The organism is uncultured Olsenella sp. (genome assembly GCF_959602185.1).
GTDB classification, from domain to species: domain Bacteria; phylum Actinomycetota; class Coriobacteriia; order Coriobacteriales; family Atopobiaceae; genus Olsenella_I; species Olsenella_I phocaeensis.
Window position 1 is genome coordinate 101,967 of record NZ_CAUGRZ010000007.1, and the last position, 14,638, is coordinate 116,604.

The following is a 14,638-nucleotide window of genomic DNA, read 5'->3' on the forward strand; positions in this document are numbered from 1 at the left end:
CGGCAGCTCCTCCGAGTTGTATGCGGATTCCGCACACAACTCAAAATCGGCCCAATACTTCTACCTGCGGAAACGTATTCTCCTGAAAATCTATATCAAATAGTGAAGAGAAAAACCGCACACAAATTTGGAAACTAGCTTTCAGGGTGACGCGGGGATGCCACAATGAGAGTTTGCAGCGGGCACGGGGGAGTCTCGCAGCGGGCACGGGAGTCTCGCAGCGGGCACGGGAGTCTCGCGGCAGACGTCCGGGCGACGACGCAGCAACTCCAGAGCCCAGACCCCCTAGTACACGAGCCGGCCAGGAGAGCGAAGGAAGTCAAAGAGGCGCCTGCGGGCAAAGACGAGCGCCTCGTCCTCACATGCCAGGTCCTCTCCCAGATGTCCCGCAAGCCGACGCATCTGTCGGGCAAAGCTCTCGTAGCTGCCAAAGTGCAGGTTGGTGAAGGTGAGCACCGTGTAGCCAGCCGCGGAGAGGCCATCCGACCGGTCCCTGTCCAGACTCGGCTTCAGGCCCCCGCCATGCCACTGGTCGCTGTCGTATTCCACGACCACCCGCGCGTCCGGGAAGAGAAGGTCCGGGTACCGCCGGACCCCACCCACCAACGCCGCAAGCTCGCCCCCGAAGCTCAGCTCCCTGTTCATCTCGAAGCGTCCCAGCCCGTAGCCCCCGTCGCGTACGGGCAGGCAGAACGCCATGGCCAGGTCCGTCTCGCGCGGGGAGGCGCTGCCCTCGTGCACCATCCCCAGGTCCTCGAGAGCCCTCGCCGCGCAGCGGCGGCAGGTCGAGCGTTCCAGGTAGCCCCTCAGCCGGTCGAGCGACGTGGCCGGCGTCAGACCACTCGCGAAACCGTTGGGAGAGGCAGGATCCAGCGCGTAGCTCCCCACGAGCTCGTGGGCCAGCGCGATTCGACGCAGCCCAGAGAGCTCGGGCGCAAGCAAAAGGTAGGTAAGCTCTGGGCTGGGCAGGTAGATGCCGTCGGCGACCATCCTGAGCGAGCCCGGAGGGAGCGCGCCGGCAAGGAGGTGGTGCCTGACGTTCCTCAGGCCGCTTATCGCAGCGCGGTCGCCCACGAGCAGGTCAAGACGGACGTCCCCGGACGTCGGGTCGACGAGCGCTACCTCCAGGTCGGCGCAACCCACGCGCGAGGAGACGGCAGGGGGAGAGAGGCTGATTCCGCAATCGACGAGCTGCCGCTTGCGGCAGACGCAGCCGTCGAGACGGCCCAGACGGGCGACGGGAGGCGTAACACCACGTATCCGCAGCCGCCTCCAGAGGCGCAGCGCCGTCCAATGTCCAAGAAACAGTTTCATAGTAGATAATCACCTCTCCCCATAACCCCTCCATTGGGAGACATGATATTGGCCGGTATCTCGCAATTCTCATCTTCACGGGAATTCGACTGCAGGCAGCTGCACGCAAGCAATGTGCAGACATGCGCTTTTTGGGTCGCCAGCCACCCGATACGGCAGCATTCAATCGCGCAATCGTCTGCCACGCGAGTTGTATGCGGATTCCGCATACAACTAAAAAACAATACAGGTCATCTACCTGCGGAAATCTAAACAGCTGAAAATTTAAATCAATTAATAAATCAAAAAATAGCAAACAACTTTATTAACTTCTTTTTTAGCGAGAGGAGCTGGCGATACGAGCAACGAGCGGCCGGCAGACGACGCGGTTCACAAGGCGGTCGGCAGACGGAGCGGGCCCCAAGGCGACAGGCGAGCGGTGCGGGGTCACGAGGTGCCAGCGAGACGCGAGCGACAGGCAGCACGAGGTCGTGGGGTGCCGGCGCGACCCGGCGCTCCGTCAGCACCGGGCCGCGAGCCGACGGGAGTGCCAGCCCCTCCTACTCGCCGACCTTCAGCCGTACGACTTCGAAGAGCTCGAAACCTAGCCTCGGGAGCGCCAACCCCTCCTACTTGCCGGCCTTCTTAGGCGGCCAGCCCTCGCCGACGACGGGCGCCAGTTCGGACGACCAGCAGCCCAGCTTGGCGTTGGGATCCGCATCCAAGGTGAGGTCGGCCGTAACGCCGGCCTTCCAGTTGCGCAGCGCGGCCACGGCGATCATTGCGCCGTTGTCCCCGCACACCACCATGGGCGGCACGGTCACGCGCACGCCACGCCGCGGGAGCTTCTTGCGGTACTCGGCCCTGAGCGCGGGGTTCGCCGCCACGCCACCACCCACGCAGAAGTCGCTGACGCCCGTCTCGCCCACCGCCGTGATGGCCTTCGACACCTGCACGTCGATGACCGCAGCCTCGAATGACGCCGCCAGGTCGGGCAGGTTGATGGGACGACCCGCCTTGTTCTCCCCCTCGATGTAGGTGATGACCGCCGTCTTGAGGCCACTCAGCGAGAAGCGGTAGTCGTGGCTGTGCATCATGGCGCGCGGGAAGTGGATGGCCTTCTTGTTGCCCTGCGCCCCGAGCTTCGAGATCACGGGGCCGCCGGGATAGCCCAGACCCAGTGCCTTGGCGACCTTGTCGAAGGCCTCTCCCACGGCGTCGTCGATCGTGGCTCCCAGGAGCTGGTAGTCTCCCCAGCCTCGCACGTGGACCAGCATGGTGTTGCCACCCGAGACCAGGCTAGCCACGAAGGGGGGCTGCAGGTCCGGGGTCTCGAAGAGGTTCGCCAGGAGGTGCCCCTCGAGGTGGTTCACCGGCGTGAGGGGCAGCCCCGCGGCGGCGCAGAGGCCCTTCGCGAAGGCGACCCCCACGACGAGGGCCCCCACCAGGCCGGGTCCGGCCGTGACGCCCACGCAGGCGAGGTCGGACGGTGCCAGCGTGTCGCAGCCGAAGTGCGCGCCCGCCTGAGCCATGACCTCCTCGAAGACGCCGACGACGGCCTCGACGTGCTTGCGGCTCGCTATCTCGGGCACCACGCCGCCAAAGCGGGCGTGGAAGTCGACGGAGGTCGCCACCACGTTGGCGCAGACCACGCCGTTGGAGTCGATGACGGCCATGGCCGTCTCGTCGCAGGACGACTCGATGGCCAGCACCAGGTCGCCCGCCTTGGCCAGCGCGTCGCGGGAGGCGACGTTGCGCTCGCCAGGCACGATGGGCCAGGGTCGGATGGAGGCGCTGGGCTGGGGTTGGTCCGCCACGAGCGACGCGTCCGCCCCAAGGGGCAGCTCGGCGCGCATCAGAAGCGCGTCGGCACCGGGGCCGTAGTAGCCCCGGCGGCGACCCGCCTCGACGAAGCCGAGACGCGCGTACAGCTCGCGGGCAGCGGCGTTGTCCTCCGCCACCTCCAGCGTCATGGCAGTGGCGTTGAGCGTCTGTCCGTCATAGGCAACGCGGCCCAGCAGCCTGGACGCGATTCCCTCGCGGCGGCGCCCCTCGGCCACCACGACCTCCAGCAGCTCGAAGTCGGACCCCGCGAGGCTCGCCCCTGCGAACCCCACGAGCTCGCCCTGGTCGTGAGCCACCCACCAGCTGCGCTGGGGGGCGAAGAGCTCCTCGTAGAACATCTGGCGCGTCCAGGCGCTGTGGTCGCTCCCCTCGTAGGCAGCGTCCTCGAGCGCGGCGACGGCGTCGAGGTCGTTCACGGACATGGGTCGCAGCTGCAGGTGCCGGCCGGCCAGCGCGTCGGCGGTGCCGGTCACCCTCACGCTGGCGGGGGCCGCCAACCCCAGGCGCTTGCGCTCGTTCTCCTCCGCGTCAGAGAGTCGCGTGTACACGGGCAGCACCAGGGCCGGGTCCCCGTCTCCCACGGCCGGCACCCAGTCGGGCGAGAGGAACGACCTCAGGAGGCCCGAGGCGCTGGGGTGCCAGAGCGCCTCGTCGGCGACCCGCGCAAGCCCCGCCGCCTCGAAGCGCGCGCGATACTTCTTGAGCCCGTCGCCCGCAAGAAGCAGCTCGCCCGCGTCCGACCGAGCGGCGAGCTCGGACACGGCAACATCTGTGGCACAGACGCGCTCCACGTCGAAGCGGCGGTGCGCACCGGACTCGTCCAACCGGTACACGCCGGGATACAGCTCCCCGCGCATGGCGTCGCCCAGCACCGCCAGCATGCCGCGGACGCCAGACTCCCACACGCCCCAGGCGACGGCGTCGAGGGTAGAGGCCCCGTGCAGGGGAATCCCGCACCCGCAAGCCAGGCCCTTCGCGGTGGCGATACCAATGCGCACGCCGGTGAACGAGCCGGGGCCGCGGCCCACCAGCACGGAAGTGACGTCGCCCATGGAGAGTCCGGCACGCGCCAGCACGTCGAGCGCCGTCGTGGTGAGCTCGACGTTGGCGCGACGGCGGCAAAGGTGGTCGCCAGAGGCGAGGAGCTCCATCGAACCATCGGCAGCGACGCGCGCGACTGCGCAGGCCAGCATGTCGGTGGAGCTGTCGAGGGCAAGCACGATCTGGGAGCTGGGGTCACCCTGGGCCATGGGACATCACCCGCAATCCGTCGGCCGCGCACGCCGCGGTCGGCTCTTGGCTTTTGCAAAACGCGCACAGTGTAGCGCTACGAGGGAGCGGGCGCAGACACAGGCCACGCCAGCCGCCGTCGGCACATGCGCGGGCAAGCCCACCGCACCGCGGCAAGGGCTCCGTCCGGCCTAGGCCTCCTGGGTCCTCTCGTCCGCATGGGCGTCCACGGCAGCGTCGAGCGCACGGACCAGCTCCCGCCCGCGCCCGTCGTGCGCCACGAAGCGGATGGAGCGCCTCGGCTCCTCCCCCGCCCGGGCCTCGTCGTCCCTGCGCGAGAGGAACACGTCCACGCGCTCCGGGCCGATCTGCCCCAGGAACTGTTCGCCCCACTCGATGAGGCAGGGCCCGTCAACGCCCATGGCGTCGTAGAGGCCGATGTCCTCGAGCTGGTCGGGGTCGTCCAGGCGGTAGAGGTCGAAGTGATAGAGCGGCATGCGTCCCCCGCCATAGACCATCTCGATGGTGAAGGTGGGGCTGGTCACGTCGTCCTTGATTCCCAGGCCGGAGGCGACCCCCTTGGTGAGCTGGGTCTTCCCCGCGCCGAGGTCGCCCGTCAGGACGAGGACGTCGGTGGGTTCGAGCAGGGCGCCCAGCAGTTCGCCCAGAGCGATGGTCTCTTCCTGCGAGGCGGAGTCGAACTCGCCCTCCCCCACGCGCCTGCAGGGCCTACTCATGCGCGGCCTCCTCGACCGGGTGCTCGCGCAGCCACTCGCCCACCATGCGCAGGTCGTTCTCGAGCAGGGGCTGCCAGTCGGAATGATAGATGCAGGCAGCGGGATGGAAGGTGGGCATCACCACGAAGTGGCCCGTCTGGTGGAAGCGGCCACGCAGCTTGGTCACGCCCAGCTCGGTCCTCAGCACCCATTGCGAGGCGAAGTTGCCCAGGCAGACGATGACGTCGGGCCAGACGGAGCGCACCTGCTCGCGCAGGAAGGGCGAGCAGGCCGCGATCTCTTCCGGACGCGGGTTGCGGTTCGAGGGCGGGCGGCACTTCACCACGTTGGCGATGTAGATCTGGTCGCGGGTGAGGCCGGCGAGCGAGAGGAGCGCGTCGAGCTTCTTGCCGGCGGCACCCACGAAGGGCTCGCCCTGCAGGTCCTCGTTCCTTCCGGGCCCCTCGCCGATGAACATGACGCGGGCGCGGGGGTTGCCCACGCCAAACACGAGCTTGTTGCGCGTCTCTCCCAGGGGGCAGAGGTGGCAGTCGCCCAGGGTGGCACGGACCTCCTCGAGGGTCACCTCGCGGGGACGCTGGTTCTGGTGTCCTGGAATCTGAAGCATGGCATCGCCTTCCTAGACGAACACTTTTTCGAGGCGCATGCCAAAGTCGCAGGTTACCTCGTAGTTGATGGTCCCACGGCGTCGGGCCATCTCGTCCGCCGTGATCTCCTCGTCGCCGTCGACGCCCATGACCGTGACCAGGTCGCCGCGCTCCACGGGCTCGACAGGCCGGTATGCGCGCGCGTCGTTGACGTCCACGGCGAACATGAACTGGTCCATGCAGATGCGACCCACCTGGCGGGCACGCTGCCCGCGCACCAGGACGTCCATGTTGTTGGAGAGACTGCGAGAGAGGCCGTCCGCATACCCGATGGGCACCGTGGCGATCTGGATGCTGGGCTTGGGCACGCGGTAGGTGAGCCCATAGCCCACGCCCTCGCCCACGGCGGGACGCGCCACGCGGGTCACGCGGGCGCGCACGCTCATGGCGGGGACGAGCTGGATGCGGGGGACCGTGGTGTCTGCGGGGTGCAGGCCATAGAGGCCGATGCCCACACGGCACATGTCGTTGTGGAGCTCGGGATGGAGGACCGTCCCCGGCGTGTTGTCGCAGTGCACCAGACCGCAGTCCAGGCCGGCGTCGCGCAGCGCGCCCACCGTGTCCATGAAGCGCGTGCTCTGCTGGCGGAAGTCCCAGTCGCCCACCACGTCGGCGGTGGCAAAGTGGGTGAAGGTGCCCGCGCACTCGATGCCGCGGTGGAAGTCGATCATGCGGCGGAACTCCACCGCATCCTCCGGCATCACGCCGATGCGGCTCATGCCGGTGTCTATCGCCAGGTGGTACTTGCCGACCTTGTCCAGCGCCACGGCACGCTCGCCATAGGCGAGCGCGAAGTCCATGTCGTACACCGAGGGCATGATGTCGTACTCGAGAAGCACGTCGATGCTCTGGAGCGGCGACTCGTTGAGCATGAGGACGGGCCACTCGATGCCGGCCTTCCTGAGCTCGACGCCCTCGTCCACCGTGGCCACGGCGAACTGGCTCGCGCCCGAGGCGTGCATGGCGCGGGCGCACTCGACCGCCCCATGCCCATAGGCGTCCGCCTTCACGGCGCACATCATCTGGACGCCCGGGCGCAGGAGCGCCTTGAAGGCCCGCGTGTTCTTGCGCACGGCGTTGAGGTCGACCTCCACCCAGGCCGCGCGCGTCTGTGGTTCCCTGCTCACTGCCATCTTCGCGACTCCTTTTGAGGCTAGTTCTTCTCGCCCATGCCCGTGACCGCCGCGTTGACCTGGTCGAGGAGGGCGTCCTCCGCCAGGCCAATCGCGTCGATGAGGTCGTGGGCCATGACGGCGTTGGCCCCCACGCGCTGCGCCGCGATGGAGCCGGCGTAGCCGTGGACCTCGCAAGCGTAGGCGGCGAGCACGGGGAGGTCGTCGGCCTCCACGTTGGAGCGGGCCAGGTAGGCGGCAATTATGCCGCCCAGGACGTCACCGGAGCCCGCCGTCGCCAGCGCAGCGGGACCGGGCTTGGGCAGGAAGGCGGCGTCCACGCTCACGCAGGCGGTCGCGGACCCCTTCGAGACCACGCAGAGCTCGCTGCCCCCGTCGGACCACACGATGCGACGGGCAGCCTCCATTGCGGCGGTGAGGCTCGCGGGAGGGGTGTCCTGCAGGCCAACCAGGCGTCCCAGCTCCCCGCGGTGCGGGGTGAGCACCAGGGGGCTGTCCCTGCGCAGGAGCTCGGGGAAGTCGTCGAGCGCGTTGGAGGTCAGGCGAGAGATGCAGTTCAGGCCGTCCGCGTCGACCACCAGGGGGACGGGAGTGCCCAGGAGGGCGGACACGACCCCGACGGTGCCCGAGCTCACGCGCATGCCCGGGCCGACGACGGTAGCCGTGCGCTTCGCGGCGAGCTCCGCCACCGCCTCGGCAGCCTTTGCCGAGAAGGTCCCGTCCGCCTCGCAGGGCAGCGCGATGACCGGGATCTCGAGCATCTGGGACTGGACGACGGGCGCGATGGCCGCGGGTACGGCGAGGGTGACGTAGCCCGCACCGGCACGGGCAGCAGCCAGGGCCGCCATCATGGGGGCGCCGGGGAAGCGAGAGGAGCCTCCCACCACGAGCACCGAGCCGCGACGGAATTTGTCGTCGGCGCTCGAGGACGGGCGCAGGACGGAGTCGTAGTCGTCCAGGTCGGCCCTCCAGGCAACGGGATCTGCCTCGAGGACCAGACGCTCCGTCTGCTCGGCCAGGGGCGCCACCACGATGGCGCCGCAGGCGTCACGTCCGTCGTCCGAAAGCAGGCCCGGCTTGAGGGCGAGCATGGTCACGGTGAGGTCGGCCGCCACGCAAGCGTCCTCGGCAAGGCCCGTCTGGGCCGAAAGGCCGCTGGGCACGTCGACCGAGACCACCTGGACGTCGCTGCCGTTGAGGCAGTCGATCCAGATGTCGAAGGGTGCGCGAGGGACGCCGCGGAACCCCGTGCCCAGCATGGCGTCGATGGCCACGTCGGCGTCCGAGAGGAGCCCCTCGAGCAGCTCGCGCGGGGGAGCAACCACGATGGACACGCCCGCGACCTGCGCGCTCTTTGCCACCACGCGGGCGAGGTCGCCCTTGATCTGGTCGGGCTCGACGGGAGTCACCGCATAGACCTCGACTCCCTTGGAGAGCAGCTCCTCGGCGGCGACCCAGCCGTCGCCCCCGTTGTTGCCCAAGCCGCAGAGCACGACCGCGCCCTGCGGATGCGCCAGGCGCAGCGCCTCGTTGGCGGCGGCGGTGCCGGCGCGGTGCATGAGCTCGGATATGCTCACGCCCACGTTGGTGAGCCCCGCCTCGACCCTCTTGATGTCCTCGATGTTGAGCACGGGCTGCATGTCAGCCTCCTATCGCGATGCCGGGGAGCGTTGGCGAGCCCGCGGCCTCCCCGGCAGCTTCCGTCTGCACGTCCACCTCATCCGTCACGTCGCCCGACTCCCCTGGCCCTGGGCCCGCAGGCTCGGAGAGGGGCAGCTCTCCCCCGCCGCCCTGGAGGAGCTCGAGCTCGTCGATGACCGACCGTGCCGCTTTGAACGAGGCCTGCATCTGCTTGGCGGCATCGGGCCCCTCGTCAGCGCGGGGGCGCACCGCATCGCTCACCGCGACGGCGTTTGCGGTGGCGATCTCCCTGGTGAGCGAGAGCGAGAGCGCAATCTCGCTCACCCCCTGCTCGCGGGCCAGGGCGAGCGCCGTCCCCGCGAGCCTCGCCTGGGTCCTGCCCGCGGAGTCCAGCTCCACCTCGACGTCGTGCAGTCCCAGGAAGGGGCCGGAGTCCGTCACGCCCAGGGCGCGGGCCACCGCCCCGCGCGCCGCGAAGCGGGCGGCGAGGTGTCCGACGGGGCGGGACGTCGCGGCGCAGTGCGACCGCTCGTCCTCGGAGAACACCCTTCCCGCGAAGGAGGGATGCCTCTCGAGCGCACGCTCCATGCGCGCGACCTCGAGCATGGAGAAGCCCACTCCCGCCGACGCCATGGCTACTCCACCGTGACCGACTTGGCCAGGTTGCGCGGCTTGTCCACGTCGCAGCCGCGCGCGCGGGCGACATAGCGGGCCAGAAGCTGGAGGTGGACGATGGCGACGATGGGCACGAGCTTCTCCTCGGGGACCTCGGGAATCCAGAGCGTGTCCTCGCAGAGGGCGCCCACGGCCTCGTCGCCGTCGGTGGCCACGGCGACGCAGGTGGCGCCGCGGGCCATGACCTCCTGGATGTTGGACACGGTCTTGTCGTGCACGTGGTCGGCGGGAACGATCGCCACCACGGGGAAGCCTGGCTCGAGCAGGGCGATGGGCCCGTGCTTCATCTCGCCGGCGGGGTAGGCCTCGGCGTGGAGGTAGCTGACCTCCTTGAGCTTGAGCGCTCCCTCGTAGGCGGTCGTCGCGTTGACGCCGCGGCCCAGGAAGAGGGCGGAGGCGGCCCGACGGAAGTGCCGGGCGGCGCGCTTGTCCTGCCAGCGGCGCGCGATGACCTCGCGCACGAGGTCCGGCAGGGCCTCGAGGTTGTCGAAGTGCCGACGCACCTCGTCGAGGTCCATGGACCCGTTGGCGAGCGCGAGCCTCAGGGCGAGGAGCGCCGCCGCGACCATCTGCGCCGTGTAGGCCTTGGTCGAGCAGACGCAGATCTCTGGCCCGGCCTGCACGTAGAGGGTCCCGTCGCTCTCGCGCGCGGCGCTGGACCCCAGGACGTTGGTGATCGCGAAGACCTTGCAGCCCAAGGCCCTCATGCGACGGGCGGCGGTGAGGGTGTCGGCCGTCTCCCCCGACTGGGTGATGACCACGCAGAGCGTGCGGTCGCTCACGAGCGGGTCCTTGTAGTTAAGCTCCGAGGCGTACTCGCAGAAGACGGGGACGTGCGCCCAGTCCTCGATCATGCTCCGGGCGATGAGCCCCACGTGGTAGGAGGTGCCGCAGGCGACGACGTACACGCGGTCTATGCCTGCGAGCTCCTCGGAGGTCATGCTGAGCTCATCGAGCTCGATGCCGTGCTCGCCCAGGCGGCCCTTGAGGAGGCGCTCGATGGCCTCGGGCTGCTCGCTTATCTCCTTTGCCATGAAGTCGGCGTGTCCGCCCAGGGTGGCAGCGGAGGCGTCCCAGTCGATCCTGAGCGTGCTGGGATGGGCCACCAGCTCGCCCTCGTCGTCGAAGACCTCGACCGTCCCGTCCGCGCGCAGGAGGGCGAACTGGTCGTCCTCGAGCTGGATGACGTCGGAGGACACGGGCGAGAGGGGCATCACGTCCGACGCAGCATAGGCGCCGTCATCCGTCGAGGCGAGCACGAGCGGCGAGCCCTTGCGAGCCACGACCAGCTGGCCGGGGACGTCGGAGCACTCCACGACCAGGGCCCAGGAGCCCTGGAGGCGGCGGCACGCGTAGCGCACGGCGCGCAGCAAATCACCCTTGGCGGGGCCCTTCCAGGCATCCTCCACCAGGTGAGCAACGACCTCGGAGTCGGTGTCGCTCGCAAACTGGTGGCCCGCGAGCCTGAGCTGGGAGCGAAGCTCGCGGAAGTTCTCGATGATGCCGTTGTGGACGATGGCGATGCGCCCGTCGCAGTCGAGGTGCGGATGGGCGTTGCGGTCGGTGGGGGCACCGTGGGTCGCCCAACGCGTGTGGGCGATGCCGGTGGTGCCCGTGAGGTTGGCCGTCCTGCAGCGCTCGACCAGGGTGGCCACGCGCCCGGCGCACTTCACGCCATGGAGCTCGCCGTCGGACGCCATCACGTCGATGCCGGCGGAATCGTAGCCACGGTACTCGAGGGCGGCAAGACCCGAGAGAAGGAACTCGGCAGCCTGCCTTCGTCCCGTGTAGCCGACGATTCCGCACATGTGACACCTCCGATTGCGTTGCGTTTCCGTGCTGTCTGGCCATTCTACCAGCACGTAGGACAAGCCCCTCTCGCATGGGCAAAGTCAGGCGAGAGGGGCATGGGCCACGAGCCCGTCGGGCGGGCCCCGTGGCGCTTTGTCGGCCTAGGCCTTGAAGGGCTCCAAGGCCTTGAGCACGATGTCGTCCGCCTGGCGGCAGAGCGCGTCCTCGGGCGCCTCGGCGAGCACGCGCACCAGGGGCTCGGTGCCGCTTGCGCGCACGAACACGCGACCGTTGCCCTCCAGGAAGCGCTCCGCCTCCGCCACGGCGGCCTTGACCTCGGGCGCCTCCATGGCAGCGTCCTTGTCGCTGACGCGCACGTTGACCAGGAGCTGCGGGTACAGCTTGACCGGCGCGCAGAGGACGGAGAGCCTCTCTCGCTCGGCGCGGATGACCTCCATCACGCGCAGGCTGGTCATGATGCCGTCGCCCGTGCGCTCGATGTCTCCGAAGATGACGTGGCCGCTCTGCTCGCCGCCCAGCGAGTAGCCGTTCTGGCGCATGCAGGCATAGACGTTCTTGTCGCCCACGGCGGTAGTCTCGTACTGGAGGTTCGCTTCGTCGAAGGCGCGGAAGAGGCCGAAGTTGCTCATGACGGTGGGCACCACGGTGCCGCCCGCGAGGCGCCCGTGCTTGTGCAGGTACTTGCCGCAGACGTAGAGGATGAGGTCGCCGTCCACGACGCGTCCCCTCTCGTCCACCGCGATGCAGCGGTCCGCGTCCCCGTCGTAGGCGAAGCCCACGTCCAGTCCCTGCTCCACGACGTGGCGCTGCAGGCGCTCGATGTGGGTGCTCCCGCAGTCGACGTTGATGTTGAAGCCGTTGGGGGCGTTGTTAATCACGCGGACGTCGGCGCCCAGCGCATCGAACACGGGCTTGGCCACCGAGCTCGCGGCGCCGTTGGCGCAGTCCAGGCCCACCTTTACGCCCTGAAGCGAGAAGTTGGCGCTCGCGATGAGGTGGGCGATGTAGCGGTTGCGGCCCTGCATGTAGTCGACGGTGCAGCCGATGGCGTCTCCGGTGGCGAGGGGGATCTCGAGCTCGCCGTCGATGTAGCGCTCGACCTCCTCGAGGACGTCCTCGTCCATCTTGAAGCCGTCGGCATTGACCAGCTTGATGCCGTTGTCGGTGAAGGGGTTATGCGAGGCGGTAATCATGACGCCGCAATCGAACTGCCCGTCCACGGTCTCGTACGAGACGCCCGGCGTGGGAATGACGTGCAGCATGTAGGCGTCGGCTCCGGAGGCTACCAGGCCGGACACAAGGGCGCTCTCGAACATGTAGCTGGAGCGACGGGTGTCCTTGCCAATGACGATGCGAGCCTTGCGAGCCTGGCGTGCTCCGTAGTACCAACCCACGAAGCGGCCGATCTTGTATGCGTGCTCGACGTTGAGGCCCTCGTTCGCGCGGCCGCGGAAGCCGTCGGTGCCAAAGTACTTCATCTACTCTCCCCTGCTCATGGACCCCGTACGGCGATGCCGCCGGTGCTGCCACGGAAGATACAAGAAGAATGGTAGCAGCATGCCGTCGTGCGATTGTGCACAGCGGGTGGTGCCAATCGCCGCAGACGCCGAGCACGCTCCTGCGCACGCCGATGGCATCCGCTACGCTACTACGCACACGCCCATTGACGTTTTCGCAGTTGGCGAGCCGCCCTTGTGTGCGTTCGTGCGTGATGGGTAAATGGGACGTGCGTCCGTGCGTGGGGAATGGGCGAGACGTGCGCTCGCGCGTGCCCGAGGACCTGTCGAATGCGAGGAAGAGAAGATGCTGTACTTGCTGAGCGCACCACAGCAAAGCGGCAAGACGCGGTGGCTGCAATCCCTGGTGGAGGGGCTGGAGGCGCGCGGCTTCGTCTGCAGCGGCGTCCTGGCGCCTGGTCGCTGGAGGCGCGAGCCGGACGGCAGCCTCTCCAAGCTGGGCATAGACAACCTGCTCCTCCCGCAGCACGAGCTTCTCGCCTTCGCGCGCCCCGCCGATCCTGTCGGTCACGGCCCGCAGGCCACCTACGCCGAGGTCGCGCATCTCCCGCAAGGCGACCGTGACGGCTGCTCGCAGTCCAGGCGCGCGGGGCTCGGTTGGGACATATCGGACGCGGCGCTGGGACGGGTCAACCGTCACTTCGGGTCGTTGGGTGGGCTCGCTCTCGAGGCAGACAGGCCGGGGCTCATGGTCGTGGACGAGCTTGGCCCCCTCGAACTCAGGCGCGGCGAAGGCCTCTGTCAGGCACTCGCCTTGCTAGAGGAGGGGCCGCGTCCCGCCTGGCCGCACGCCGTCGTGGTCGTGCGCCCCTCGCTTCTTGACCTTGCCACGAAGAGGCTCCGGCCCGCCTGGGGCAGACCGGAGCCCATCGAGCCCACTTCGACATGCCAGGAGAGGGTGCTGGAGGGATTCCCCCTTGGATAGCGTGGCGACCGGGGTAAGCGGCAGCCCTACGCCCTGGGAAGCGAGCCCGCGAGAAGGTCCTCAAGCTCGGAGTCGCTCAGGTCGTGGCCGTAGAAGGTCTTGAAGTAGTCCTTCGCCACGTCCTCGACACCGGTCTGGAACTTCTGGGGATAGCACACGCGGGCGAGCCACTGCATGCCTGCGACCTGGTTGACCGATGGAGGCGAGGAGAGCCAGTTGTAGGGGCTGGCAGGAACCTGGTAGTAGTTGGAACCCTTGATGGCGGACAGCTCGGACCAGGCGGGGTCCTCGCCCACGCTGGGATATATGCTTCCCGGCCCGAAGACGATCAGCTGCGGGTCGAAGGAGGCGATTTGCTCCAGGCTCACCTCCTGGCCCTTTCCGGAGCCGGACGCCTTCTCGGTCACGATGGCGTTGCTTGCCACGAAGTCGACAACTGCGCCCTGGAAGCTGCCCTTTGCGATCGCGTTGAGGCCGGAATCCCCCAACAGGTAGGCCACCTTCGGTCGGTCGGACTCGGGAATCGTCGAGACGACACCATCGACCTCGTCGTAGGCCTTCTTGCAGTAGCTCGAGAGCTCTGCCGCACGGCCCTCCTTGCCCAGCAGGATTCCCAGGGTCCTATACACCTCGTCATAGCTGTCCAGCGAGGTCTCGATGTGCACGCAGGGGATGCCGATCTGCTCCTGCAGCTGGTCCATGTCCTCCTTGATGCTGCCCTTGGCCTCGCCCAGGTCGATAACCAGCTGCGGCGCGGCGTCCGCGACCGCCTCCTTGTTGAAGTCGCCCTTGCCGCCGTAGATCTGGCCGAAGACGGGAAGCTGGGCCACGGAGTCGTCAAAGAGGGTGGCCTGTCCGTCAGTCAGCTTCGTGGCCAGACCCACCATGTCCTCGGGCGCGATGGTGAGGAGTATCTGCTGGGCCACCGGGCCAGAGGCCGCCACCTTCGTGATGTTGGAGGGCAGCTCGACCTCTCGGCCGCAGGAATCGGTGAAGCTCCTCGTGGTCGCCTGTTGCTGTGTCTGGTCGCTCCCGCCGCCAGCCTGCTGGCCCGCGCACGCCGCGAGCCCGCCCGTAAGGGCGAGGGCCAAGGCCCCAGCCGCCAGCGCGGCGAACGCCCTCCTGCCTAACTGCGCCACTCTCACTTTTGCTCCCTTCTGACGCCGTGCGTCGCGGCCTTCCC

At 68.5% G+C, this 14,638-nt stretch carries 11 protein-coding genes; 1 reads left to right on the forward strand and 10 read right to left on the reverse strand.

Translation table 11 applies throughout. The annotated features are described in order from the left end of the window. Positions 1 to 285: 285 nt before the first annotated feature. From Q5923_RS06430 to glmM, 9 genes are all read right to left on the reverse strand, one after another. Positions 286 to 1,314, reverse strand: a complete 1,029-nt coding sequence (locus tag Q5923_RS06430) for a hypothetical protein (RefSeq protein ID WP_303132941.1) — start codon at positions 1,312 to 1,314, stop codon at positions 286 to 288. A 608-nt stretch (positions 1,315 to 1,922) separates the two neighbouring features. Beyond that, positions 1,923 to 4,388, reverse strand: coding sequence for a tRNA (adenosine(37)-N6)-threonylcarbamoyltransferase complex transferase subunit TsaD (tsaD, locus tag Q5923_RS06435; protein ID WP_303132943.1), 2,466 nt, complete (start codon positions 4,386 to 4,388; stop codon positions 1,923 to 1,925). 171 nt (positions 4,389 to 4,559) lie between these two features. Then, positions 4,560 to 5,105 carry a tRNA (adenosine(37)-N6)-threonylcarbamoyltransferase complex ATPase subunit type 1 TsaE gene (gene tsaE / locus Q5923_RS06440; RefSeq protein ID WP_303132944.1) on the reverse strand — a complete coding sequence of 182 codons (546 nt, stop codon included), beginning with the start codon at positions 5,103 to 5,105 and terminating at the stop codon, positions 4,560 to 4,562. Next, positions 5,098 to 5,712 (reverse strand): uracil-DNA glycosylase family protein, encoded by a 615-nt coding sequence (locus tag Q5923_RS06445; RefSeq protein ID WP_062529376.1) that lies wholly within the window; start codon positions 5,710 to 5,712, stop codon positions 5,098 to 5,100. The genes tsaE and Q5923_RS06445 overlap by 8 nt, the downstream gene beginning before the upstream one ends. Before the next feature lie 12 nt (positions 5,713 to 5,724). After that, positions 5,725 to 6,885, reverse strand: coding sequence for an alanine racemase (gene alr, locus Q5923_RS06450; protein ID WP_303132948.1), 1,161 nt, complete (start codon positions 6,883 to 6,885; stop codon positions 5,725 to 5,727). 20 nt (positions 6,886 to 6,905) lie between these two features. Continuing rightward, complete coding sequence (locus tag Q5923_RS06455; protein ID WP_303132949.1) at positions 6,906 to 8,525, reverse strand: NAD(P)H-hydrate dehydratase; 1,620 nt, start codon at positions 8,523 to 8,525, stop codon at positions 6,906 to 6,908. A 1-nt stretch (position 8,526) separates the two neighbouring features. Further along, the gene (locus tag Q5923_RS06460; protein ID WP_303132951.1) at positions 8,527 to 9,159 is read right to left on the reverse strand and encodes a holo-ACP synthase; all 633 of its coding nucleotides are present in this window, start codon (positions 9,157 to 9,159) and stop codon (positions 8,527 to 8,529) included. Between the two features lie 2 nt (positions 9,160 to 9,161). Further along, on the reverse strand, positions 9,162 to 11,009 hold the full coding sequence (gene glmS / locus Q5923_RS06465; protein WP_303132953.1) for a glutamine--fructose-6-phosphate transaminase (isomerizing): 1,848 nt from the start codon (positions 11,007 to 11,009) through the stop codon (positions 9,162 to 9,164). Positions 11,010 to 11,153: 144 nt separating this feature from the next. Beyond that, positions 11,154 to 12,491, reverse strand: coding sequence for a phosphoglucosamine mutase (gene glmM, locus Q5923_RS06470; protein ID WP_303132955.1), 1,338 nt, complete (start codon positions 12,489 to 12,491; stop codon positions 11,154 to 11,156). A gap of 325 nt (positions 12,492 to 12,816) precedes the next feature. Here glmM and Q5923_RS06475 point away from each other — a divergent pair, with 325 nt between their 5' ends. Beyond that, positions 12,817 to 13,455, forward strand: a complete 639-nt coding sequence (locus tag Q5923_RS06475; RefSeq protein WP_303132957.1) for a hypothetical protein — start codon at positions 12,817 to 12,819, stop codon at positions 13,453 to 13,455. Positions 13,456 to 13,481: 26 nt separating this feature from the next. Here Q5923_RS06475 and Q5923_RS06480 read toward each other — a convergent pair whose 3' ends face one another. Continuing rightward, positions 13,482 to 14,594, reverse strand: coding sequence for an ABC transporter substrate-binding protein (locus Q5923_RS06480; protein WP_232202816.1), 1,113 nt, complete (start codon positions 14,592 to 14,594; stop codon positions 13,482 to 13,484). Positions 14,595 to 14,638 lie beyond the last annotated feature (44 nt).